Annotated in this window: 23 protein-coding genes; 12 read left to right on the plus strand and 11 right to left on the minus strand. The window is 55.9% G+C overall.

Annotation, left to right across the window (positions count from 1 at the left end; all coding sequences use genetic code 11):
• Nucleotides 1–45 precede the first annotated feature (45 nt).
• From dnaT to SB719_RS10450, 4 genes are all read left to right on the plus strand, one after another.
• The gene (gene dnaT / locus SB719_RS10435) at nucleotides 46–582 is read left to right on the plus strand and encodes a primosomal protein DnaT (protein ID WP_065647862.1); all 537 of its coding nucleotides are present in this window, start codon (nucleotides 46–48) and stop codon (nucleotides 580–582) included.
• On the plus strand, nucleotides 582–1,322 hold the full coding sequence (gene dnaC, locus SB719_RS10440; RefSeq protein WP_065647861.1) for a DNA replication protein DnaC: 741 nt from the start codon (nucleotides 582–584) through the stop codon (nucleotides 1,320–1,322). Before dnaT ends, dnaC begins: the two co-directional genes overlap by 1 nt.
• A 92-nt stretch (nucleotides 1,323–1,414) precedes the next feature.
• Nucleotides 1,415–2,548 carry an ROK family transcriptional regulator gene (locus SB719_RS10445; protein ID WP_065647860.1) on the plus strand — a complete coding sequence of 378 codons (1,134 nt, stop codon included), beginning with the start codon at nucleotides 1,415–1,417 and terminating at the stop codon, nucleotides 2,546–2,548.
• A gap of 71 nt (nucleotides 2,549–2,619) precedes the next feature.
• Complete coding sequence (locus SB719_RS10450) at nucleotides 2,620–3,609, plus strand: LacI family DNA-binding transcriptional regulator (protein ID WP_292970163.1); 990 nt, start codon at nucleotides 2,620–2,622, stop codon at nucleotides 3,607–3,609.
• Between the two features lie 40 nt (nucleotides 3,610–3,649).
• Here SB719_RS10450 and SB719_RS10455 read toward each other — a convergent pair whose 3' ends face one another.
• Together SB719_RS10455 and SB719_RS10460 are read right to left on the minus strand one after the other, a co-directional pair.
• Entirely contained in the window at nucleotides 3,650–4,687 is a 1,038-nt protein-coding gene (locus SB719_RS10455; protein ID WP_065647858.1) for an acyltransferase family protein, read from the minus strand.
• 242 nt (nucleotides 4,688–4,929) lie between these two features.
• Nucleotides 4,930–6,006: an EpsG family protein gene (locus SB719_RS10460; protein ID WP_240484877.1), complete on the minus strand. Its 1,077-nt coding sequence runs from the start codon at nucleotides 6,004–6,006 to the stop codon at nucleotides 4,930–4,932.
• Nucleotides 6,007–6,496: 490 nt separating this feature from the next.
• Between SB719_RS10460 and SB719_RS10465 the strand changes: the two genes are divergently transcribed.
• The gene (locus SB719_RS10465; protein WP_314686876.1) at nucleotides 6,497–7,240 is read left to right on the plus strand and encodes an alpha/beta hydrolase; all 744 of its coding nucleotides are present in this window, start codon (nucleotides 6,497–6,499) and stop codon (nucleotides 7,238–7,240) included.
• Between the two features lie 39 nt (nucleotides 7,241–7,279).
• Here the strand turns inward: SB719_RS10465 and SB719_RS10470 are convergent, their stop codons facing one another.
• Complete coding sequence (locus SB719_RS10470; RefSeq protein ID WP_292970159.1) at nucleotides 7,280–8,275, minus strand: acyltransferase; 996 nt, start codon at nucleotides 8,273–8,275, stop codon at nucleotides 7,280–7,282.
• Between the two features lie 203 nt (nucleotides 8,276–8,478).
• On the opposite strand from SB719_RS10470, the gene glyQ reads away from it, so the two are divergent.
• Nucleotides 8,479–9,390, plus strand: a complete 912-nt coding sequence (gene glyQ / locus SB719_RS10475; protein ID WP_065647854.1) for a glycine--tRNA ligase subunit alpha — start codon at nucleotides 8,479–8,481, stop codon at nucleotides 9,388–9,390.
• Nucleotides 9,391–9,399: 9 nt separating this feature from the next.
• Nucleotides 9,400–11,469 (plus strand): glycine--tRNA ligase subunit beta, encoded by a 2,070-nt coding sequence (gene glyS, locus SB719_RS10480; RefSeq protein WP_412159217.1) that lies wholly within the window; start codon nucleotides 9,400–9,402, stop codon nucleotides 11,467–11,469.
• A 56-nt stretch (nucleotides 11,470–11,525) separates the two neighbouring features.
• Here glyS and SB719_RS10485 read toward each other — a convergent pair whose 3' ends face one another.
• Nucleotides 11,526–12,137 carry a glutathione S-transferase gene (locus SB719_RS10485; RefSeq protein WP_065647852.1) on the minus strand — a complete coding sequence of 204 codons (612 nt, stop codon included), beginning with the start codon at nucleotides 12,135–12,137 and terminating at the stop codon, nucleotides 11,526–11,528.
• Between the two features lie 47 nt (nucleotides 12,138–12,184).
• Nucleotides 12,185–13,111 carry a formate dehydrogenase accessory protein FdhE gene (fdhE, locus tag SB719_RS10490; protein WP_314686857.1) on the minus strand — a complete coding sequence of 309 codons (927 nt, stop codon included), beginning with the start codon at nucleotides 13,109–13,111 and terminating at the stop codon, nucleotides 12,185–12,187.
• Between the two features lie 318 nt (nucleotides 13,112–13,429).
• Between fdhE and fdhD the strand changes: the two genes are divergently transcribed.
• The 3 genes from fdhD to SB719_RS10505 all read left to right on the plus strand — a co-directional run bounded on the left by fdhD (nucleotide 13,430) and on the right by SB719_RS10505 (nucleotide 16,134).
• Nucleotides 13,430–14,221 (plus strand): formate dehydrogenase accessory sulfurtransferase FdhD, encoded by a 792-nt coding sequence (gene fdhD / locus SB719_RS10495; protein WP_313067240.1) that lies wholly within the window; start codon nucleotides 13,430–13,432, stop codon nucleotides 14,219–14,221.
• A 149-nt stretch (nucleotides 14,222–14,370) separates the two neighbouring features.
• Nucleotides 14,371–14,988 carry a superoxide dismutase [Mn] gene (gene sodA / locus SB719_RS10500; RefSeq protein ID WP_065647849.1) on the plus strand — a complete coding sequence of 206 codons (618 nt, stop codon included), beginning with the start codon at nucleotides 14,371–14,373 and terminating at the stop codon, nucleotides 14,986–14,988.
• Nucleotides 14,989–15,171: 183 nt separating this feature from the next.
• Entirely contained in the window at nucleotides 15,172–16,134 is a 963-nt protein-coding gene (locus SB719_RS10505; protein WP_304234918.1) for a VirK/YbjX family protein, read from the plus strand.
• Nucleotides 16,135–16,140: 6 nt separating this feature from the next.
• On the opposite strand, the gene SB719_RS10510 is transcribed toward SB719_RS10505, so the two are convergent.
• The 5 genes from SB719_RS10510 to SB719_RS10530 all read right to left on the minus strand — a co-directional run bounded on the left by SB719_RS10510 (nucleotide 16,141) and on the right by SB719_RS10530 (nucleotide 21,526).
• On the minus strand, nucleotides 16,141–16,503 hold the full coding sequence (locus SB719_RS10510) for a YibL family ribosome-associated protein (RefSeq protein ID WP_065647847.1): 363 nt from the start codon (nucleotides 16,501–16,503) through the stop codon (nucleotides 16,141–16,143).
• A gap of 89 nt (nucleotides 16,504–16,592) precedes the next feature.
• Complete coding sequence (locus tag SB719_RS10515) at nucleotides 16,593–17,138, minus strand: MltR family transcriptional regulator (RefSeq protein WP_304234915.1); 546 nt, start codon at nucleotides 17,136–17,138, stop codon at nucleotides 16,593–16,595.
• A gap of 63 nt (nucleotides 17,139–17,201) precedes the next feature.
• Nucleotides 17,202–18,350: a mannitol-1-phosphate 5-dehydrogenase gene (mtlD, locus tag SB719_RS10520; RefSeq protein ID WP_304234913.1), complete on the minus strand. Its 1,149-nt coding sequence runs from the start codon at nucleotides 18,348–18,350 to the stop codon at nucleotides 17,202–17,204.
• Between the two features lie 93 nt (nucleotides 18,351–18,443).
• Nucleotides 18,444–20,378 carry a PTS mannitol transporter subunit IICBA gene (locus SB719_RS10525; RefSeq protein WP_412159218.1) on the minus strand — a complete coding sequence of 645 codons (1,935 nt, stop codon included), beginning with the start codon at nucleotides 20,376–20,378 and terminating at the stop codon, nucleotides 18,444–18,446.
• A 431-nt stretch (nucleotides 20,379–20,809) separates the two neighbouring features.
• Nucleotides 20,810–21,526: a DUF3053 domain-containing protein gene (locus SB719_RS10530; RefSeq protein WP_065647844.1), complete on the minus strand. Its 717-nt coding sequence runs from the start codon at nucleotides 21,524–21,526 to the stop codon at nucleotides 20,810–20,812.
• A 711-nt stretch (nucleotides 21,527–22,237) separates the two neighbouring features.
• Here SB719_RS10530 and SB719_RS10535 point away from each other — a divergent pair.
• Nucleotides 22,238–22,534, plus strand: a complete 297-nt coding sequence (locus SB719_RS10535) for an HTH-type transcriptional regulator (protein ID WP_039381633.1) — start codon at nucleotides 22,238–22,240, stop codon at nucleotides 22,532–22,534.
• Between the two features lie 41 nt (nucleotides 22,535–22,575).
• Here the strand turns inward: SB719_RS10535 and SB719_RS10540 are convergent, their stop codons facing one another.
• On the minus strand, nucleotides 22,576–23,169 hold the full coding sequence (locus SB719_RS10540) for an HD domain-containing protein (protein WP_065647843.1): 594 nt from the start codon (nucleotides 23,167–23,169) through the stop codon (nucleotides 22,576–22,578).
• A 60-nt stretch (nucleotides 23,170–23,229) separates the two neighbouring features.
• Between SB719_RS10540 and SB719_RS10545 the strand changes: the two genes are divergently transcribed.
• Nucleotides 23,230–23,694 (plus strand): MarR family winged helix-turn-helix transcriptional regulator, encoded by a 465-nt coding sequence (locus SB719_RS10545; protein ID WP_065647842.1) that lies wholly within the window; start codon nucleotides 23,230–23,232, stop codon nucleotides 23,692–23,694.
• Nucleotides 23,695–23,744: the final 50 nt, after the last annotated feature.

Genomic DNA, 23,744 nt, shown 5'->3' on the forward strand with positions numbered 1-23,744 from the left:
GCCGGGTTATCTGGCGCCCCGGAATGCTCAACGTCAGGTCTCTTCATGTCCGTAAAAATCTTATCTTCAACGCTGGCCGGTCTGGACAGCTTCTGCCGCGATCCGCTTGCCGCACTGAATCAGGCCGATAATGGTACGCTGGCCGTGCTGCAGGATAACGCGCCCGCTTTTTATGCGGTTACGCCGCAGCGCCTGGCGGCGCTGCTGGCGCTGGAAGCGGCAACACAGCAGCCCAGCGATGTCGCGCTGGATGACAGTTTGTTTCAGCCGGATAGCGCAGCGCTGGCTATCCCGGCAGGTAAGTTTGCCATGTATCAGGGGTGGCAGCCCGACAGCGATTTTCAGCGTCAGGCAGCCGTATGGGGTGTGGCACTCAGCGAGCCGGTGACGCCTGCTGAACTGGCCACCTTTGTGGCTTACTGGCAGGCAGAAGGGCGGCCGTTTCATCATGTGCAGTGGCAGCAGAAGCTGGCACGCAGCGTACAGATGCACCGTGCCGGCAATGGTGGTCAGCCAAAACGCGATATTACGCGTATCGACAATACTGATTACGATATTCCCGATGGTTTCCGAGGTGAGTAATGAAAACTCCGACCAATCTTTTCAATCGCCTGAAAAAAATCATGCCGGCAGATGTGCAGCCAAAGTTTAAGAATGGTGCTGAACTGCTGGCGTGGAATCAGGAGCAGGGCCGTCTGCGCTCAGAAGCAATCGTGCGTGAAAACCGCGCCATGAAGATGCAGCGCATCATGGGCCGCTCCGGTATTCGCGAACTGCATATGAACTGCTCTTTTGACAACTATCGCGTCGAGAATGACGGGCAGCGCAAAGCGCTGATGCTGGCGCGCGAGTACGCGGCCGGATTTGAAAACAGTATTGCCAGCTTTGTTTTTACCGGCCGGCCCGGCACCGGCAAGAACCATCTGGCAGCGGCGATTGGGAATGATTTGATCATTCGCGGCAAGAGCGTACTGATTGTGACGGTGGCCGATTTGATGTCCAGCATGAAGGGCACGTTCAGCGGCGGCAGTGATATCACAGAAGAGCGGCTGCTGCAGGATCTTACTCTGGTTGATTTGCTGGTGATTGATGAGATCGGCATGCAGAGCGAGTCGCGCTACGAGAAAGTGATTATTAATCAGATTGTTGATCGACGTTCTTCCTCAAAGCGCCCTACCGGCATGCTCTCTAATCTCGATCCGGCAGGGATGAACAGCCTGCTGGGCGAGCGCGTAATGGACCGGATGCGGCTGGGAAACAGCCTGTGGGTACGCTTCGACTGGGAGAGCTACCGCAGCCGCGTGCGTGGTGATGAATATTGATAGCTGAAACGCGTAAACTGCGCTGCAGCCTGCGCGCCAGGTGATGCCGGGCTGCTAAACTGAACCGTATCTCTTTGTCAGGTGAAGGTGCCATGAAAGCAGGCGGTAAAGGACCAGCGGTACTTCGACTGAATAATATGAAGCGGGTCATGACGCAGCTGCGTTCCACCCGTGTCACCTCCCGTCAGGACATTGCCCGGGCGCTGGATCTGAGCAAAAACACGGTTTCACTGATTATTGATGACCTGCTGGCGCAGGGGCTGGTCCGCGAGCTGGGGCCGGTCAGCGTAGCGGCCGCAGGGCGGCCCAAAATAGAGATCGCCCTGCGGCCGGAAAAACTAAAAAGCGCTGGCATCATGGTGGCGCGGCAGACGATTCACTGGCAGGTACGCGATTATTTCTCACAGGTCATTGCGGAACAGACGTGGCGCACCGAAACGGCCGTACCAGAGCGGCTGCTGCAGGAGCTGGCCGAAGTGTGTCAGACATTATGTGCTGCGCATCCGGAGCTGACAGGAATTGCCATTGGTCTGCCGGGCATCATTGATTCACAGCGCGGCTTTGTACACTTCTCTGCGCCACTGGGCTGGGAGAACGTGGCGGTGCTGGCGCCGCTGCAACGCTGCGTCCGCCTGCCGCTGCAGGTGCTCAACAACGTCAAGGCTGCCGCACTGCTCTCTGTACAGCAGCTGCAGCTCAGTAAGACGCAGAGCCATTTTTATCTGCGTATCGCTGAGGGCGTGGGCGGGGCGCTGATCGATCGTGGCGCGCTGTTTACCGGCAGCAGCTGGACCGCCGGAGAAATCGGTCATCTGCGGGTGCAGCGCGAGGGCCTGCTCTGCAGCTGTGGTCGCCGGGGGTGTCTTGAGACCCTGATTAGCCAACCCGCCATTCAGCAGCAGCTGAGCAAACGCAAGCCGGGCCTGCGCTGGCAGCAGGGCGAGAGTGACCCTTTACTTTTCAATCCGCTGATGAGCGAAGCGGGCGGGCATCTGGGGTTTGCGCTGAGTCAGGTCATGCAGCTGGTCAACCCGGCCTGTATTATTATTGATGCGCCGTGGAACAGCGCATCTGTTTTCAGGGATGCCGTAAAGCAGACGATGCAGGCCAGTACGCTGGCGTTCACTCACGCGCATACTACCCTCCATTTTCTGTCGCAGCGTCTTGAGCCGGCCCAGGGGCTGGCACTGGCTGTTATTGCGCAGTATGAACAGGCAGATTATTAACCCCGTGCACCACCTTCTTTGCCACATTGCTGACAGATCAGGCTAAGCCACCCCTTGTTACGGAACGCATCATGAAAACGCAGCGCATCACGCTGGATGATATTGCCACGCTGGCAGGCGTGACCAAAATGACGGTGAGCCGCTTTCTGCGCACTCCGGAAAAAGTGAAACCCGCCACCGCCGGGCGCATTGCGGCAGTGATCACTGAAATCGGGTACGAGGCAGAAAGAGAGAGTCCGGTTGCGCCACGCGCACCGCGCATCGGCGTGCTGATCCCCTCTTTCTATAATCAGATTTTTGCAGATGTGCTGGCGGGAGTGGAGTCGGTAGCGCATACGCAGGGCTATCAGACGCTGGTGGTCAGTTATGACTACGATTTACAGCGCGAAGAGGAGCAGATTGCCACCGTGCTTGCTCTGGGTGTCAAAGGCCTGATACTGACCGGAACGGTACATACGCTGCGGGCTGAAAAATATCTGCAGGCCGCAAGCGTGCCGGTGGCTGAAGTGATGGGGCTGGGCACAGCGCCCGGGCGAATCAATGTGGGCTTCGATAATTATCGCGCCGGGTTTGAGATGACCCGCCTGCTGCTGAAGAGCGGCAAGCAGCACATTATCTATTTTGGCGCCATGTCCGATCACCGGGACGAGCAGCGCTACGCGGGCTACCGTGACGCAATGCTGCAGGCGCAGCGACCTGCGGGGCGTATTGTGCCAAAGCGCATCTCTTCTGTTTCCGCCGGTAATGAAATGATGGCGCAGGCGCGCCAGCGCTATCCGCAAATGGACGCTATTTTCTGCACTAACGACGATCTGGCCGTTGGCGTACTGCAGGCGTGTCATCAGGCCGGCATCGCCGTACCGCAGACGCTGGCGATAGCCGGTTTTCACGGGCTTGATATCGGTCAGGTCACAACGCCGGGGCTGGCCAGCGTGATCACGCCACGCTTTGAGATGGGCAAAATTGCCACGGAAAGGATATTGCAGCAGAGCAGTGGTCAGCCATCAGCGGCAGAGCAGGTGGAGCTGGCTTTCCGGCTGACCCGGGGACAAACCATCTGAACCGATGCAGGCCACCCGGCGGTGGCCTGCGCAGGCTGATTTAGTCGCGAGCAGCGGCCGGCGGCACGATAGAAGGCGGCGTGTGATGCGCCCGTTTCAGGAAACGGCTTTCCAGCAGGGTCCATGAAGTCCACGCCAGTGCCAGAGTCATGACGATGGTCAGCAGCAGGCCGGCAAAGGCGTTAGCGCTGAACACACCAAAATGCTGCAGTACCTGAATAATTGGCCAGTGATAGAGGTACATGCCATACGAAAGATCGCCAAACTGGCTGATTTTTATCTCACGGCACAGGCTGGTACAGCAGAAAATCACCACTGAAGAGAACGCAACCGGCTCAATGATAAATGCATACTCGCTGCGTTTGCACAGCAGCCACGCCGCCATCGATACCAGCGTAATCATCTTCAGCCGATCAAAAGCGGGCTTGTGTACCGCCAGCAGGCTGCCAAAGAAGAAGTACGAGGAGAGGGCGACAAACTGCTTCGCCAGGGTATCTGCTTTGGGACCGCTATAGACAGAAGTAAAATAGAAGAACCAGGCGCAGGAAACGAGGAAGATCACGCCCCAGACTTTCAGCGGATTACGCTTCATCAGCGGAACGATAAAGGGCAACAGCACGTAGAGCGTCAGTTCTGCTTTAATGGTCCAGAGTGAGCCATCCATCGGCTGATTCGGGTTATCAGTAAACACCCCTGGCAGCGAAGCCTGAATAAAATTCAGAAAGGTAAAGTTTGCCACCAAATACTTAATCGTTTCACGATGTTTCAGGAAATCCATCAGCGGCAGCGTAGTCAGGCACAGGCCAATCGTAAAACACATCAGGATTACAAATATATAAGCGGGCAGAATACGCTGGGCACGCTTAATAAAATAGGAGTTCAGTGAGCGGCTTCTTAAGTAACTTTTTGCAATAAGAAATCCGCTTATTGCAAAAAATCCTTTCACAGCAAAATCGCTATTCAGATAGTGTGCAAGGAAACGAATGTCAGCATTCCTGGTGACTTCAGCTGAGTGAACCAGCAAAACGATAAAGGCGAGCGAAAGCCTGACAATATCAAAATTATTTTTTTCGTTCATATCAGTGTTCTTTTTAATGAAATGACAACGCGCTGTAACACTAATTAAAGCGCCTGTACCGGATGGTGTTCTGATTAAAAGCGTCTGGATCTGCCGTGGCAGACGTAAACTATTAGAGTTTTAAATGATAGAAAAATCAAGTGATGTATAAGGCCGGCATGATATTCAGAATTTCCCTGGTAGAGCGGAAAGGAAAGGGGATAAATTAAAAACGCTAACCGGTGGGTTAGCGTTTTTAACGATTAACGGAACAGCTGGAAGCTGCGTGAGACCTCATAGCCGACGATCGATTGCTTACTGGCCATGGTGTTGTAGTAGAGGTAGTAGAGCACCATCAGCACGGTTATCGCTACGGCAATCACCTTTCGCAGCTTTTTGGTTTCCCAGATGCAGAGCGAGATCAGCACGGGCTCAACCTGCAGCAGGTAGTTTGCCAGGCGGCCGCCAGAAGCATAGTCCTGCAGCGCCATACGCAGGCCACTGCCGATGGCGAACGTAATCGCCAGAATATAGTAAGTGTTAAATTTTGCCGGATCGGCGTTTCTGATCTTATCGCTCAGCAGCATATAGCTGAAGATAAAGACAAAACCAATGTTCTTCAGGTTAGAGAGCGTCAGAATACCCTGCTCCTGGCGCGACTCCGCATCGGCATAACCCATGGCCCTGTCGCCGAGTGATCCCAGATGGCTGGAGAGTGCGGTAATCAGCGCCGAGCTTCCCATAAATGCCAGCGGCAGGCTGATAACAACGATCGCAATCGGCACATATTTGTTTTTGCGGATAATCATCGCCATCGGAATAAGCAGCGCGACAACAGCCGTTGCGTGGCAGAAAAACGACAGCAGAAACGTGGTCACCATACCCGATTTACTGCGACGCGACATATGCCAGATAAAGCCGAGCAGAAACGCCGAGCAGAGACCAAAGCGGATCTGGTTCATGTCTTTGTTGATAAACAGGTGCGCCGAGTAGACGGCCAGCGCGACCAGCGGCAGGGGCGTCAGCTTGCGGAAATAGTGCGCGTTAACGCATACCGCGATGAAGGCGATAACAAAGATAAAGATGTCAGCATTGGCCGTAAAAACGCGCGTTGCACCAGCAATCGCATAAATAGCAGGCTCATAGCGAAACTCGACCACGGCGCGCCAGAATCCCTCGATAATAATTTTATCGAGAAACTGTGCATAGAAGTCGCGATACTGGAAGTCATCAAGGCCGGTTCCCAGGCCACGGATGCCGCCAAAAGTAAAAAGTACTACAACAGCAATAAAATAAAGCCACGTCCTGATATGTGCTGTGTTTTCATTTTTACTTAACATGATTTCGACAATAGCGACGAAAGTCAGGCTAAGACTTATGATCCAGTAAATTCCCATGGTCACAGATTCTTATAGTTTAAAATGCACTTATAACATAGGGCTATGTTTTGGTAAACATGAGAAAAGTCTAATTTTTCCTGGCCCGGTATTTTATCAGATTACTGCCGGGATTATTATTCATCCGCTTTCTGCTATTTTCAAATTCTGCCGCTGATATTTTTCCTTTTCAGAGAGTTGCCGAGCCTCAGTCGTAAAGAAAAGGCAGAGCGCAGGGCAGGTTTGTGATTGTTTTTATTAATAATATGGAGCCAGAAGAATGATTTTTTTTCGCCTGATAAGCGCGTTTTTACTGCTTTATCTTCCACTGGCCTTTGCCGCTAAGGAAATTCCTATCTGGCCAGGCGAAAACATGACGCAAAATAAATTTATTAATTTCAGTAAAAATCCTGCTGATAATAATCGAGCCGTCACACAGGTTAATTCGCCGGAAATGATTTATGTGCCGCCAGCGGGAAAAAATAATCACACAGCCGTGCTTATCATTCCCGGTGGGGGGTTTTCTTATATTATGAAAGATCTTGAAGGCCTTAATATCGCCACAGTATTAAGCCGTCAGGGTTATTCGTCATTTGTTCTTCTGTATCGCATGCCACACGACGGCACTGCACAGCATCGCCTGGCGGCTTTTGCCGATGCGCAGCGGGCACTGCGGCTTATCCGGGCCAGCGCCCCGCACTACCATATTGCTGCTGACCGTATTGGCGTAATGGGTTTCTCAGCGGGGGCTTATCTGGCCGCGAATCTCAGTAACGATCCTGATGGTGATAACTATCCGGCACAGGATGCGCAGGACAGCGTGTCAGCACGTCCTGATTTCACCGCGCTTATTTACCCGGTACTCTCCCTTAAGGATGGCGTAACGCATCCGGGCACGCGTGCCGCGATGTATGGCAAAACCATCAGCCCGCAAACCATCATGCAGCAGTCGCAGGAAGCGCGCGTCAGTGCGCATACGCCGCCAACGTTTCTCGTCCAGGCGCTGAATGACGGCACGGCTTCACCGCAGAATACGCTGCTGATGTTTGCGGCGCTGCGCGAGCACAAAGTGAAAACAGAACTGCATCTGTTCCAGCAGGGCGGGCACGGTTTTGGCACCGGACAAAAACTGAAGCTGCCGGTACGAAACTGGCTGACGCTGTTTCATGACTGGCAGAGCCACCTGGCTGACCGGTAAAAGCGGGCATGCGCGCGCCTGGCCCACCGGTCAGCGCTTTCAGCTGACCAGCTGTCGCGTATCGATACGTTTTAGCAGCATCGCCAGCAGCAGACTTCCCAGCAGCGTTACGCCAAAGACCCACGGCAGGTCGAGCCAGGGTCGTGACATATCGTCATAATGGTGAGTGCGCAGATAGTGAATAAACAGCGCGTGAAAGCCATATACCGGCAGCGAATAGCGTGAAATGGTTGCCAGCAGCGGCAGCGGCCGCTGGTTCAGGCTGTTTTTAAACAGGACCAGCAGGCTGATGGCCGCGATAAAGACCAGCGGCCCGCAGTAAAGATACCAGGTGTCGTTAAAGGCGCCGTTGATTTTCAGCAGCTGTTTTGTCCCCAGTGCGATGCCCAGCACGCAGGCGATAAACACGCTACCTGCCAGCCAGCTGATCCGCCGGCCCCCTGTTTCCATACAGCCGATAGCGCGTCCGAGCAGGGCGTACAACAGGTAGTAGAAGCTGTCGCCACTGACATAGAGATTGACCGGCAGCCAGCGAAAGGATCCCACTGACTGACTGACCGTATTCGGGTTGGCCACCACTGCCAGCACCACCACCAGCAGCGCCACGTAGCGTTTCTGTACCGTTTTGACCTGTATCAGCGGCGAAAGCAGGTAGATGCCGATAATCGCAAAGAAGAACCACAGATGATAGAACACCGGCTTCTGCAGCAGCTTCATAATGGAACGGCCTTCACTGATTGGCGTCAGCCAGGTGATATACGCCAGCGCAACCGCGCTGTAGAACAGCAGGCAAAGCACAATGCGTATCAGGTGCCGCGCCTGCGCGCTGCGCTCGCCAAAAAACAGGTAGCCTGAAATCATAAAGAATAGCGGCACGCAGACGCGTGAGGCAGCGTTCATCAGGTTGGTCACATCCCAGGTGATGCCGGTGACCGCCATCGGCCCGGTGATATACCAGGTCGTGGTATGGATCACGATCACCATCAGGCAGGCGACCGCGCGTAAGTTGTCGATCCAGCTAATTTTTTGCGGCATGGGATCCTCGCATACAGATGGTGCGTGGAAGGGTAGCCGCTGTACCGCCACTCAACAACATCTGACGCCGTAATTCAGAGCCCTCTGTGCGGCCAGCGCGCGCGCGACCCGCACAGCCTCAGGATTTCCGGCTGCACATTGCCCGGTCAAAGGGTATACTGTCGAACTCTTTTTAATTCACCCGTATCCCGTGCGAATTCAACATGCAAAAGTTTGATACCAAGACCTTTCAGGGCCTGATCCTGACCTTGCAGGATTACTGGGCGCGCCAGGGCTGCACCATTGTCCAGCCGCTGGACATGGAAGTGGGCGCCGGCACCTCACACCCCATGACCTGCCTGCGCGCTATCGGCCCGGAGCCGATGGCCAGCGCCTACGTGCAGCCTTCACGTCGTCCGACCGACGGACGCTATGGCGAAAACCCTAATCGCCTGCAGCACTACTATCAGTTCCAGGTGGTGATTAAGCCTAACCCGGACAATCTTCAGGAGCTCTACCTCGGATCGCTGAAAGAGCTGGGTATCGATCCCACTGTCCACGATATTCGTTTCGTTGAAGATAACTGGGAGAACCCGACGCTGGGTGCCTGGGGCCTCGGCTGGGAAGTGTGGCTCAACGGCATGGAAGTGACGCAGTTCACTTACTTCCAGCAGGTTGGTGGCCTGGAGTGCAAGCCGGTCACGGGTGAGATCACCTATGGCCTGGAGCGTCTGGCAATGTATATCCAGGGCGTGGACAGCGTCTACGATCTCACCTGGAGCGACGGTGCCTTTGGCAAAACCACCTACGGCGATGTGTTTCACCAGAACGAGGTGGAGCAGTCGACCTATAACTTCGAGTATGCCGACGTCAGTTTCCTGTTCAGCTGCTTTGAGCAGTATGAAAAAGAGGCGCAGCAGCTGCTGGCGCTGGAGAAGCCGCTGCCGCTGCCAGCCTACGAGCGTATTCTGAAAGCGGCACACAGCTTTAACCTGCTCGACGCGCGCAAGGCGATCTCCGTTACTGAACGCCAGCGCTATATTCTGCGTATTCGCACCCTGACGAAAGCTGTGGCGGAAGCCTACTATGCGTCACGCGAGGCGCTGGGTTTCCCGATGTGCAACCGTAATAAGTAAGAGGCAGCCATGACCGATAAAACTTTCCTGGTGGAAATTGGCACCGAAGAGTTGCCTCCGAAAGCCCTGCGCAGCCTGGCAGAAGCCTTTGCGGCACACTTTACTGCCGAGCTGGACAGCGCTGGCCTGACGCACGGCGAAGTCAGCTGGTTTGCTGCCCCGCGCCGTCTGGCGCTGAAAGTGGCGGCACTGGCGGCGGCACAGCCCGATCGTGAGATTGAAAAGCGCGGCCCCGCTGTCGCAGCGGCGTTTGACGCTGCAGGTAATCCGACGAAAGCAGCAGAAGGCTGGGCACGCGGCAACGGCATTACTGTTGATCAGGCTGAACGCCTGAGCACTGACAAAGGCGAATGGCTGGTGCATCGCGCTGCGGTGAAGGGTGAGCAGGCCAGCGCGCTGCTGCCGGCAATGGTCACGACCGCACTGAGCAAGCTGCCGATCCCTAAACTGATGCGCTGGGGCGCCAGTGACGTCCAGTTTGTGCGCCCGGTGCATACCGTGACGCTGCTGCTCGGAGAGGAACTGATCCCGGCGACTATTCTGGGCGTGCAGTCAGCACGCACCGTTCGCGGTCACCGCTTTATGGGTGAGCCAGAATTTACGCTGGAGCACGCCGATCACTATCCGCAGCAGCTGCTGGCGCGCGGCAAGGTGATGGCTGATTACGCTGAACGTAAAGCGAAAATCAAGGCGGATGCGGAAGCGGCCGCACAGCAGCTGGGCGGCGTCGCCGATCTCAGCGACAGTCTGCTGGAAGAGGTGGCTTCGCTGGTGGAATGGCCGGTGGTGCTGACGGCAACGTTTGAAGAGAAGTTCCTGGCGGTGCCGGCGGAAGCGCTGGTCTATACCATGAAAGGCGATCAAAAATATTTCCCGGTCTACAGCCCGGAAGGAAAACTGCTGCCGAACTTCATCTTCGTGACCAACATTGAGTCAGGCGATCCGCAGCAGATCGTGGCCGGTAATGAAAAAGTTGTGCGTCCCCGTCTGGCGGACGCGGAGTTCTTCTTCAACAGCGATCGCAAAAAGCGTCTGGAAGATAACCTGCCGCGTCTGGAGACGGTGCTGTTCCAGAAAGAGCTGGGCACGCTGCGTGATAAGACCGACCGCATTCAGGCGCTGGCAGGCTGGATTGCCGCGCAGATTGGTGCAGATGTGGATCACGCAACCCGCGCCGGCCTGCTCTCCAAGTGCGACCTGATGACCAACATGGTGTTTGAATTTACCGACACCCAGGGCGTCATGGGTATGCACTACGCCCGTCATGACGGAGAAGCGGAAGATGTGGCGGTAGCGCTCAATGAGCAGTATCAGCCGCGCTTTGCTGGCGATGCGCTGCCTTCTAACCCGGTGGCCTGTGCCGTCGCGATTGCAGACAAAATGGATACGCTGGCGGGCATTTTTGGTATCGGTCAGCATCCGAAAGGCGACAAAGACCCCTTTGCGCTGCGCCGCGCCGCGTTAGGTGTGCTGCGTATTATCGTCGAGAAGAATCTGCCGCTTGATCTGCAGAGCCTGACCGAAGAAGCCGTGCGTCTCTATGGCAGTAAACTGAGCAATGCGAAAGTGGTTGATGAGGTGATCGACTTCATGCTGGGCCGTTTCCGTACCTGGTATCAGGAAGAGGGCCACAGCGTCGATACCATTCAGGCGGTGCTGGCACGTCGTCCGACCCGCCCGGCAGATTTCGATGCGCGCATGAAAGCGGTATCGCACTTCCGCACGCTGGAGGCCTCGGCAGCACTGGCGGCGGCTAACAAGCGCGTATCAAACATTCTGGCGAAAGCCAGCGATCCGCTGAACGACAGCGTGCAGGCGTCATTGCTGAAAGAGAACGCTGAGATCCAGCTGGCGACCTTTGTCACCGCGCTGGGCGACAAGCTGCAGCCTTATTTTGCAGAGGGCCGCTATCAGGATGCGCTGGTGGAGCTGGCACAGCTGCGTGAGGCGGTAGATAACTTCTTCGATAACGTTATGGTTAACGCAGAAGATGATGCCGTGCGCGTGAACCGTCTGACGCTGCTGGCACAGCTGCGTCAGCTGTTCCTGCAGGTGGCAGACATTTCCCTGCTGCAGTAAGCAGCAGCAGGCTGCGGTAGCGAAAGGGACGAGCAATCGTCCCTTTTTTATTGCCGTTAACCTGCCGGCGGCACGGTACGCGCAAAGCTCTCACGCTGAAACAGGGTTTCCGCCAGCCTGACCAGCGCCGGACGGTTTACACACCAGTTAGGCAGGACGCGGCGGAAATTCAGATAGCCAATCATGCAGCCGGTCGCGATATCCGCCAGATTCAGGGTACCGGTATTGAGCAGCTCTGCTTGTGCCGCTGCGGCCTCCAGCGCATCCAGGCCGCGCTGAATTTTTTCGCGGTTGCGCAGCAGCACCTCTTCAGACTGCTGCGTGCCGGGCCGCATTTGCTCCCGGACAATGGTCACAGCCGCGTCGTTAATGCCATCAGCCAGCTTTGCCAGCTGACGTATCTGCAGCGCGCGCAGCGCGTCATCAGGCAGCAGCGCTGGCGCGTCATTACGCAGTTCAATAACCTGAGCAATGACAGAAGAGTCGTACCAGGTTAATCCGCGCTCATCTATCAGGGCTGGCACCTTTCCCAGCGGATTGTAGTGCGGCACCTGACTGTCTTCAGCCCACGGCGTGTGGTTGATAAACTCAAACACAATGCCTTTTTCCAGCAGAATCACTGAAATTTTGCGCACGAACGGGCTGGTATAGCTGCCTATCAGTTTCATCAAAGCCTCCGTGTAAAACGCGGTACGTAACGGTTGCGCCCGGCCAGCTACTCGCCAGGGAGCATAAATGGGTTCAGGCTGCTGCGGGCAAAGCCTTCCTGCTCCATGCGCGCATCCAGCACCAGCGACGCAAGGTCATCGGCAACAGGCTCAACCGCCGGATCTCTCGCCTGGCAGAGCAGCTTCATATAGGTGCCGCAGTCGCCGCAGCTTTCTGCATTCACGGCAGCCTGATGATTATCGAGCGACCAGAGGTGCAGATCGCGCGTCTGCTCGCAGTTGCAGCAGCGGTCACTGGCGACGTGCCACTCACTTTCGCACAGGTTACAGTGCAGGTAGCGCACGCCTTCCTGCGCCATATCCATATGCACCAGGCCGGTGACCGGAACGCTGCCGCAGACCGGGCAGAACTGCCGGTGATCGCCCTGTTCCGTCCGCACCTTGCCGGGTATCATGGCGGCCATCTGCGCCCAGTAAAGCGACAGCGCTGCCCAGACGAAAGGGGATTTATCGCTGCTGACCCGGCTAAATTCACCCGCCAGCAGCGCGCTGGCAAGTGTCTCCAGCTCGCTGGCGGACGATTTTTCCAGATTTTCCAGCACCGCCAGCGCCTGGCCACTCATCTCCGGCTTGAGTTCCGCAATCAGTGAATGCAGCAGCAGCTGCCAGTGACGATCGCGTGGATAGTGGCGAATATCAAGCGGCGGCTCATTCCGCTGCGCGCTTTCTGCAAGGCGCGGATGCAGATCGAGCCGCAGCGGATGGTCGTACAGCACGATCTCCTGCGCCTGAGCGATAACCGCAGCAAAGCGCAGATAGTCGCCCAGCGGATTTTTTGCCGCCAGATGGCGCAGGCGTGCGGCGCGACGGCTATAGAGATTTTTCAGCCGGGGAAACAGCAGCGACGGGATCTGTTCCGCTGTCTGCAGTTCGCGTGCTTCCGGCTGATTCTGCGGAATAATGCGAATACTCATCAGGGACCACCTGTTTTTTCTGGCGATAACGCTGCCAACAATGAAAGCAGCACGACTACGCTGATGATAGCAGCCTGACACTCAGGCGGCTGCCTGACAGACGATTAACTGCCGGTAACGGCAGCCAGCCGGGCAGGTGACTCTGCTGCTGCCGGACGCCCAGCACATAAGTTGAAGAAAAATTTTCGGCTGACGTTCATGCTCAGCATCTGAACCGGCAGCCGGTATACCCTCCAGGCCGTGAGGCCCGCCGCTTTCTGATGGGTGCAATAAGAGAAAGATAACGTGACAGCAAAACAGCAGGCAGGTGAGCAACCTGTGAAAACGATCGCCGGTGTAAGCCAGGCTGAAGTGTGGCAGCGCCAGACGCCCGAAACGGCCGAAACCGACTGGCTGGCGCAGGAAGTGCCGGTAGCGCTGGTCTATAACGGTATTTCACACGTGGTAATGATGGCGACGCCCGATAACCTTGAGGCATTTGCGCTGGGCTTCTCGCTATCTGAAGGAATTATTGAACAACCGGCTGAGATTTACGGTATCGATGTGGTGCCGGGCTGCAACGGCATCGAGGTGCAGATTGAGCTTGCCAGCCGCCGGTTTATGGCGCTAAAAGCGCAGCGCCGGTCGATGGCGGGGCGAACCGGCTGCGGCGTCTGTGGCGTTGAGCAGCTGGAGCAGATTGGTAAACCGCTCCAGCCGCTGCCCTTTACCCAGACGTTTGACCTCGCTTTGCTGGACGGCGCACTGGCCCGGCTGCGTGATTATCAGCCCGCGGGCAATCTTACCGGCTGTACGCACGCTGCTGCCTGGCTCTCACCCGAGGGATTACTGCCGGGCGGTTGTGAAGATGTGGGACGGCACGTTGCACTGGATAAGCTGCTGGGTTTACGCAGTCAGCAGCGATGGCAGCAGGGGGCGGTGCTGGTTTCCAGCCGCGCCAGCTACGAGATGGTGCAGAAGTCCGCCATGTGTGGCGTGGAAATTCTGTTTGCGGTCTCGGCAGCCACCCAGCTGGCGGTAGAGGTTGCGCAGCGCAGTAATCTGACGCTGGTGGGCTTCAGCAAACCGGGGCGGGCAACGATCTATACCCATCCGCAGCGGCTGCGGTAGCCGTTTCAGGCCGCTGCGCCACAAACCCTTATCGTTTCTACGGCATTGATAACCCTTTTATGGATCATGATTTTAACTATAATGATCCCACTGCTTACGCGGCACACTGGTAAGGTGATGCTGCAAAACATTAAATGGAGAGGAAGAACATGAGTTATTCACTGCCATCCCTGCCGTACGCCTACGACGCACTGGAACCGCACTTCGACAAGCAGACGATGGAAATCCATCACACCAAACACCACCAGACCTACGTAAACAACGCTAACGCAGCGCTGGAAGGTACCGAATTCGCCGATCTGCCGGTTGATGAGCTGATTACCAAACTGGATCAGCTGCCAGCAGACAAAAAAGGCCCGCTGCGTAATAACGCCGGTGGCCACGCTAACCACAGCCTGTTCTGGAAAGGTCTGAAGACCGGCACCACGCTGCAGGGCGATCTGAAAGCGGCTATCGAAAAAGATTTCGGCAGCGTTGAAAACTTCCAGGAAGCGTTTGAAAAAGCCGCTGCTACCCGTTTTGGTTCCGGCTGGGCATGGCTGGTTAAGCAGGGTGATAAGCTGGCCGTGGTCTCTACCGCTAACCAGGACAACCCGCTGATGGGCGAAGCGATCGCCGGTGCGTCTGGCTATCCTATTCTGGGCCTGGACGTCTGGGAGCACGCTTACTACCTGAAGTATCAGAACAAGCGTCCGGACTACATCAAAGCGTTCTGGAACGTAGTGAACTGGGACGAAGCGGCAGCACGTTTTGCTGCAGCAAAATAACCAGCGCTGATTTCTGCGTTATAAACCGGTGCATGTCACCGGTTTTTTTTGTCTGCGTAACGGCAACCTAAACCCCGGCTAAACAGCAAACCGTTTCATTCTGACGGGGCGGGGTCATTAACGAATCGTTGAAGCGGCTGTGCTTAACATTGCAGCAGGTTTTTTCGAGACGTTAAGCTCCTTATGACAACAATTACACACACTGAACCGGGCGATCTCACTTCGTCAGCGCTGTTTTTTCCGCTGATCAGCGGCAAACTGCGCCCTGATAATCTCTGGCACAGCGGCCGCTTTCGTACCAAATTTGCGTTGCGATCGGCGCTCTATCCGCTCACGACGCTGACCTATCTGCAGCAGTTAGCACAGCTGCCGTTTTTGCCGCAGCTGATGGCCAGCCAGGGCCTGCTGCCTGCCAAGCCGCATCGTCCCTATCTCTGTTCACGGTTTAGCGTGGCGCAGCGCGCACGCGCCATTGTGCAGCACTACCAGCATGTTGCGCAGCTCACGAATCCCGATCTGCGTCAGATGATGCTGAACCCGGCCGGTACGCCTGTTGCCCGGCTCAGCGGCAGAAATGAAGAGCAGTTTACGATTGCCTGCTGTTCCGGCTATTACGACCGTGAAGGTGAGCTGACGCTGACGCTGGAGTATCAGGGCATGCTGCTGGCCTCACTCTCGTTTTCGCTGATTGGGGAGCCGCAGCGGCGCACGCTGTTTATTGGCGGACTGCAGGGACCGCGCAAACATATTCCGTCGGAAGCGATCCGCGAAGCGACTAAAGCGGCGCACGGTCTGTTTCCCAAGCGCGTGCTGATGGAAGCGCTGTTTCTGCTGGCAGAGGCGTGTGGAGCAGAAGCGATAGCCGCCGTCGGCGACACCACGCATGTGTTTCGCAGCCTGCGCTATCGGCACAGTAAAGGGGATAAGTTTTTTGCCAGCTACAGTGAGTTCTGGCTGTCGCTGGGCGGCGAGGAGCAGACTGATGGCTGCTTTACGCTGCCGCGGCAGATGGAGCGCAAAGCGCTGGAGGAGATAGCCAGTAAAAAACGCGCCGAATATCGCCGGCGCTACACGCTGCTCGATAGCCTGAAAGAGCAGGTTCAGCAGGCCGCCGGCTGCGCTCACCGCGCAAACCGTGCAGCCTGAACAGCTTCAGAACGGCTGTTTTGCGTAGCCGGTCATGACTTTCAGACCCATTTCACGTCCCAGCGCGGTCATCGGATGCACTACCACCAGGCCGCGCACGCTTTTCTTCAGCGCACCCATGTTGGCCTGCTCTTTTTTCGTGATTTCACGGCTGAATGGCAGCTGCTGCAGCTGCTGTGCTTCTTTGCTCAGCTTTTCATCACGCACGCCGCGCAGACGTTCAATCTCCTGCACCAGCGTCTCTTTCTCTTTCAGCAGCGCGCCCAGCTTTTCAGCGTCACCCGCTTCCAGCAGCTGGGGCTCTTTGCGGTTCAGTGCGTCCAGCTGATCGCTGAGGCGTTTGATCTCGGCTTTGACTTGTTCTTTCATTGGAAAAACTCATTAAGGAAAACAGGGAAAGGATACATTAATTTATGCCGGGCGGGCAGTATGACTGTTCGATACACCGCTGCCTGACGTCAGACAGCGGGCTTTTTAAATGCCTGCTTGTGCGAAATACGTGAAATAAGTTCGGTCAGAGAGAGCACCATGGTGGATCGCACCATCTGCAGATAACGCTGCTGCTGCATAATGCGCAGCGCCTCATCATCGCGGATAAAGTCGGGTTTTGGCGGCCAGGCGACCACGCAGTGCAGTTCATTAAACGGGCCCAGCACCTCATCATCGGTAAAGCGATAGTCGCTGGCGTCGTGATTCAGCTCTTCGCGTAGCGTCAGCAGCAGTTCGCAATCCTCATACTCCTGACGCGTAATCACGCCAAGCCCGTAAACAAGCTTAAGCCGGACCGACAGCTCGCCCAGCGGGCCATCTCCCAGCAGCAGCGGCTCAACGGCGTACCTTACGGCATAATCATCTTTGCGAAAGACCTGCAGCACCAGCAGATCAACCGCTTCTGCCAGCAGTTCAACTGCAGCAATCAGAAAGCTTCTCACCGAACGACCGGCGTTCAGGCGCTCAAGCACCTGGTTTTCAAAAGCCTGCTTCTCTTCCATCATTGCCTGCATCGTTCAGCTACCATCTGCGGGCGCAACGTGGTTGCGCCCGGTTTGCTCACCAGAGGGCGCGCATTATGCCATAGCGTCGTAAGCGCTCACCACAGCCTGTACTGCCTTGCTCTCCGGCTCCAGTCCGGAAATGTTTACCAGCGCGCCCGCTACGCCCTGTTCCGCGATCAGCGTGGCCAGCTCCTGCGCCTGCGGATCGGCATCGCTGCGATAGTGCATTGCGGCCGCGATCCCCTGCACCAGATTACCGTGCGGCAGCTGATATTCCAGCGTACCGAGCAGCGGTTTAACCAGACGATCGCCCGCGCTCAGCTTGCGCAGCGGCTGACGTCCCACACGCTCGACGTCATCTTTCAGGTAAGGGTTTTCAAAGCGGGTAAGGATTTTGCTAATGTACGCCGCATGTTTTTCTGCATCAAAACCGTAGCGCCTGATCAGAACGGCGCCGCTCTCCTGCATGGCCCCCTCAACCACCGCGCGAATGCGGCTATCCAGGATCGCATCGCGGATGGTCGCATGACCCGCCAGTTTGCCCAGATAAGCGGTAATGGCGTGACCGGTGTTAAGCGTAAAGAGTTTGCGTTCAACAAACGCCATCAGGTTGTCTGTCAGCTCCATACCCGGGATCGCCGGTAGCGTGCCTTTAAACTGCGTTTTATCAACAATCCATTCGCTGAAGGTCTCAACGGTCACTTCCAGCGGATCGCTGCTGCCGGCTTCAGAAGGGGGAACAATGCGATCCACCGCGGAATCAACAAAGCCGACGTGCGCTTCTGCCCAGGCGTGGTGCTGCACCGGCAGCGCCTTCAGGACATGCTGTTTTAGCTGACTGGTGCCACGCACCATATTTTCGCAGGCGATGATATTGAGCGGCTGCGTATTTCCCTGGTCATGACGTGCGATCAGACCCTGTGCCACACTGCCGGCAATACGCTCAAGGATCTGCGGTCCGACGGCGGTAGTGACCAGATCGACTTCAGCGATCAGCGCGATGATGTCATCGCTGGTGCTGTTAACGGCGCTGACGCCGGTGACCGTTTCCGTTTTTGCCTGTTCGCCAACAACATGAACCGGATAGGCGTGACGGGCATTGAGGGCGTCCAGGACGACCTGATTGACGTCAGCAAAGATCAGCTCAATACCGGCATCTGCCAGCAGTTTGCCGATAAATCCGCGACCAATATTGCCTGCTCCAAAATGTAACGCTTTCATAAAATTGACCCATCTCAAATAGCGAAAGGGCGGGCATTTCCGCCCCGAAAACAGGGCGGGCCTGCCCGCCCCGGGGAAAAAACTGCTGGCTGATTACGCTTTTACGCCGCTGCCTGAGAGCAGATCCAGCACTTCCTGCACGCTGCGGGTCTGCGCCAGACGTTCAATCACGCTGTCATCATCCAGCGCGTTGGTCAGGCTGGTGATCACCTGAATGTGCTCATTGTTGCGGGCCGCAATGCCGATTACCAGGCGTGCAACCTCATCCGGCTCATCGCCAAACTGTACGCCTGCCGGATACTGACAGAACACTACGCCTGTTTTCAGCACGCGATCTTTCGCTTCTACCGTACCGTGCGGAACCGCAATCGACTCACCCAGATACGTTGGCGTCAGCTTTTCACGCGCCAGCATCGCCTCAACGTATTCTGGCTGGACATAGCCGCCTTTTACCAGCTGCTCACCGGCAAAGCGGATCGCCTGCTCTTTGTTGCTGGCGGTCAGGTCGAGAAATACGTTATCAGTACCGAGCTTAAACAGGTGCGTATTCTCATTATCAAAGCTGTCTGCCAGCGTTGTCTGCACCGTTTCGCGATGCGTCACGCTGCGGTTTACCGTTACCAGACGCTCGGTCAGGTTGGTGTAGAGCGCGCTATCAAGGAAGTTATTCAGCGAGATATGCTGCGCCTGAGGTGCCTGTCGCATTGCCCGCTCTGTGAGATCGCGGTGCGTGATCACCAGATCAACATCACCCGGCAGCGCGTTAATCGCGCTGTTCGTCACCGAGACACTGGTGAGGCCCGCATCCTGAACTTTTTTGCGCAGCACGCCGGCACTCATAGCGCTGGAGCCCATACCGGCGTCACAGGCAACGATGATTTTACGTACGTGGCTTACGTCTACGCTGTTAGCGTCGGCCACAACCGGCGCGCCTGCAACCGGCTGACCTTTCGACTGCGCTTTCATGTCACGCATACGCTGGGTGGCTGCTTCGATGTCATCCTCTTCTTTGACTTTGCTGGTTTTCAGCAGAATGGAAGAGACAACAAAAGAGACGGCAAATGCGGCCACGATAGCGGCAACGTTAGCAAAATAGGCGCCTTTCGGCGTCATCGCCAGCACGGCCAGAATGGAACCTGGTGAAGCCGGCGAAACCAGACCGCCATTGAGCAGCGTCAGCGTAAATACGCCGGTCATACCGCCCAGGATCACCGCCAGCAGCAGACGCGGTGCCATCAGCACATACGGGAAGTAAATTTCGTGGATGCCACCCAGGAAGTGGATAATGGCTGCACCCCCCGCTGACTGTTTAGCGCTGCCGCGACCAAAGATCATGTAGGCAACCAGCACGCCCATGCCCGGGCCTGGGTTGGCTTCAATCAGGAAAAAGATCGATTTACCTGCTTCGCTCGCCTGCTGAATACCCAGCGGCGAGAAAATGCCGTGGTTAATAGCGTTGTTAAGGAACAGGATTTTTGCGGGTTCAACAAAAATAGAGGTCAGCGGCAGCAGGTTGTTCTGCACCATCAGGTTGACCCCGGCGGCGAGAATGTGCGACAGCCCCTGCACCAGCGGACCAATCGCCAGGAACGCCAGCAGCGCCAGCAGCATACCGATGATGCCGGCGGAGAAGTTATTCACCAGCATTTCGAAACCGCTTTTGATCTTGCCGTCAACGGCCCGGTCAAACGCGCGAATTGCCCAGCCGCCCAGCGGTCCGGCAAGCATAGCGCCGAGGAACATCGGCATATCAGCACCGACAATGACGCCCATGGTTGTAATCGCACCGACAACACCACCGCGATCGCCGCCAACCAGACGGCCGCCGGTAAAGCCGATCAGCAGCGGCAGCAAATAGGTGATCATCGGACCGACGAGCTTCGCCAGCGTTTCGTTCGGGATCCACCCGGTTGGAATAAACAGCGCGGTAATGATACCCCATGCGATAAACGCACCGATGTTAGGCATCACCATATTACTCAGAAAGCGACCAAAGCTCTGCACTCTGACCTTGACTGATGAGGACATAAACCCACCCCTTATTGAGACGCGCTGCAACAGGAGCGCGCATTTGTTTTTGTTAAGACGTTACGGCGGGGGCCGCGGCATTACTGTATGCAGGCGGACTCTAGCACTAGTTAAGGAGCGTGCGTAGCGTCCTGAATTAGTGTGATCTATATCACGCAAAAATGGGGTGGGCAGGGGGGTGTAACGTGATTTGCATCACACAAAAGCGGCATAAAAAAGCAGCAGCGCCGGAAAATTGCGCAAAAAAGCGGCCTTTTTGTGATAAGCCTCACCTTTTAGCGATGAAGTTTTATTACAAAAGTGTGATTCCAGTCACAAACAATTTCTGGTCATAATTGCGCCAGATCACAGGCGGGCAGATAAAGCGGCAGACCGTTATAAAGCGAAGCGCAGCAAGAATCGGGCAGTGGTAATACTGCCCGAGCCCAGCGTTATTGCCAGGAACCCTGTACGGCATTTTGCGCCTGCGTAAGCGCCTGCGCGTTTGCTGACAGCTCGCTCATGAGCGCATTGTACTGGGTGGCCTGATCCTGCGTCGGGAACTGTACGCCGCCATCATTAAAACTGACACGCGTTCCCTGCGATTGCAGATAGTCACCGGTCTGTACTGCGCTCTGACTCAGCGCCTGCAGCTTAGGCAGCAGCGGGATCAGCGTACCTGCCGGCTGGGTAACCACTTTCGCGTAGGCTGCGTCATACGACTTTTTCAAATCGTCGGGCTGTTTAAGCGTGGCCTTGCTGCTGTCGGCCTGCATTTTCGCGCTCTGGATCTGCTGAGTCAGAACGCTGAGATTACCGCTGACCTGGCGCAGGGTATCGCGGCGGGTCAGATAATCCTGCGGAACGCGAATTGCAGCCAGCTCATCGACAACCGGACGCATTCCCTGTTCCGTGGCCTGGCTCACCTGCTGAGAAAAGCCATACAGAATGGCATAGTCGCTGGCATAGTTACCGAAGGTCTGCTTCTGATTCTCACTCAGCGCCGGCAGATGTTCACCGCTGCGCATCACGGTATTTTGCAGAAAATCGTTAAATGCTTTGCGCTGATCGCCCTCTTTGTCACCGCAGGCGGTGAGTTGTAATACAACCAGCGCGCTGGCAAGCAGCATGCCGGTACGCATCCAGATGCGGGAAGTTCCTGACGCCATGTTTCAACTCCTGTCGTGACAAAATGGCAATGTATGAATCGCTGAGAATGGTCCTAAAGAATAGTGCAATGGCCTGGCCTGCACAATGACCGAAAGATGTGCAGCGCGGCACGCTCAGGTTAGCGCACCAGCACAGCGTATTATGGGGTCTTTCTCCGGTAAGCCGCTGCAGGGCAGCCGCCGCGTTTTATCTCCTGACTGGCAGGCAATCTGAAGGAGAACGCGCAGTAAGGCCGGCCTCATTCATCACCTTTCTTTTAATATGCATCAGACGGGTGCATGCCTGCTCTATTATTGCGCATGATCCGCGCAAAAATGCCACAGCGGTGGCGCAAAAGCCCTGCAGGATGCGGAATGTAAACCTGGCGCTATTTTTGCTCTATTCCGGGTGGGTTCAGAGTGTGACAGACAGCAAGTTTTTACCTGACAGGCACTTAAGTGTTATTGCAGGTTTTAGCCATAAGCAAGATGAAAAAATAATCAAAAAACAGGCAGCAATTCCTAGAATCTGACCCATACTAAGAAACCCGGCAATTATTGCATTGCGCTGACATGTTTTGCAGCGTCCAGCAGGCTGTGTCCCGTAACGGTTTTATAACTCTAACGTCCAAACCGCTGCGGGATGCAGCCTGATAAAGCCTGGTTTCAGCATCATTTGATGCTTACCTCTCTACTTTCACGTGCTTCATAGTGAGTTTTAAGGAGTTCTCTATGGAATTAAAAGATCCAATGGTTGAATTACTCAGCAGTCTTGAGCAAATTGTTTTGACACGTGATGCCAAGCCTTCTGTATCAGATATTGCACTTAACACGGTGTCAGTTCCCGAGCCACAGCGTTTACGTGAGATGACCGGCATGCAGGTGGATGAATTCGCCCGCGTAATGGGGGTGAGCGTCTCATCAGTGAAAAGCTGGGAAGCGCAACGCACGCGCCCCTCCGCTACGGCACGCAAATTGATGAAGTTGCTGCAGGCGAATCCCTATCTGGGACGGCAGCTGCTTGAGTAACAGAATTACCGCTTCTCCGACCCGCCTTCACGGCGGGTTTTTTATTCCAGCGTTTCAAACTTAGCCGCCTGACGGGCAAACCAGCTTTCCGGAACGTTATAGGGAGGCTGCGACAACTGCTGCAATCCCTGTTTAATATTCTGATGTGCCTGCTGCCAGAGCTGTTTATCGCCCTGCAGCAGCAGCTGAATCTGCACCTGCTTCTCAATCAGATAGACGCGCGCAAAATCCGGGTCAAACTGCACTATCGCACGGGTATTATCGATAATATCTGCCAGTTTGATCGTCTGCGCGTCGGGCGAGGCGTCTGCCGTATGCCGAAAATGTGCCAGCTTGCGCGCCGCACGGTTTCTGGCCTGCGGCTGCGCGCTGTCGGTCAGCATAGCGACCAGCCCGGCCACGCGCTGGCCAAACTGCTGCTCAATATCCTGCAGCGTACTGGATGTGTCTTCTACCGTGTCGTGCAGCCAGGCAGCAGCCAGCATCTCTTCATCATCGGTGACGCTGCGCACCAGTTCAGCCACTGCCTGCGGGTGAACGATATAGGGCTCATCGGTATATTTACGCCGCTGGCCTGTAGCCGCATGAAGCTCAGTGGCAAAACGACGCGCCTGCTCCTCCAGTGAATCCTGCATCTTCACTCTCCCGTGAAAAGTAGCTTGCAATTATCTAGCGCGCTATCTATATTGGTTTGCATGAACAGTAATCAAGATGGCAAAAAAGTGAAGCGTCCGCCACTCCAGGTTGATCAGCATCTCTGTTTCGCACTCTACTCAGCCAATCTGGCGATGCATAAAGTCTATCGTCAGCAGCTGGCAGCGCTCAATATCACCTATCCGCAGTATCTGGTGATGCTGGTGCTCTGGGCGCAGGATGATGTCACGGTGTCAGAGATTGGCGAGCAGCTGTTTCTTGATTCCGCTACGCTGACGCCGCTGCTTAAGCGAATGGAAACTGCCGGGCTGGTGCGCCGGCAGCGTTCACGCCAGGATGAACGCCAGGTCGTGGTGACGCTGACCGATGAGGGACGTGCGTTACAGGCGCGTGCCGCTGCGATTCCGGAAGCGGTGCAGTGTGCTACTGCCTGCGATACCGACACAATGGCAGCGCTGAAACAGCAGCTTGATATGCTGCGAACTAATCTGAACCGCGCAGGCTGACTGCGCAGGTAAGAAAGCATTAACCCCGGCGCGGATAAGTAGCGCGCTAT

Source organism: Pantoea sp. SIMBA_079 (assembly GCF_046940275.1).
GTDB lineage: Bacteria > Pseudomonadota > Gammaproteobacteria > Enterobacterales > Enterobacteriaceae > Pantoea > Pantoea borealis.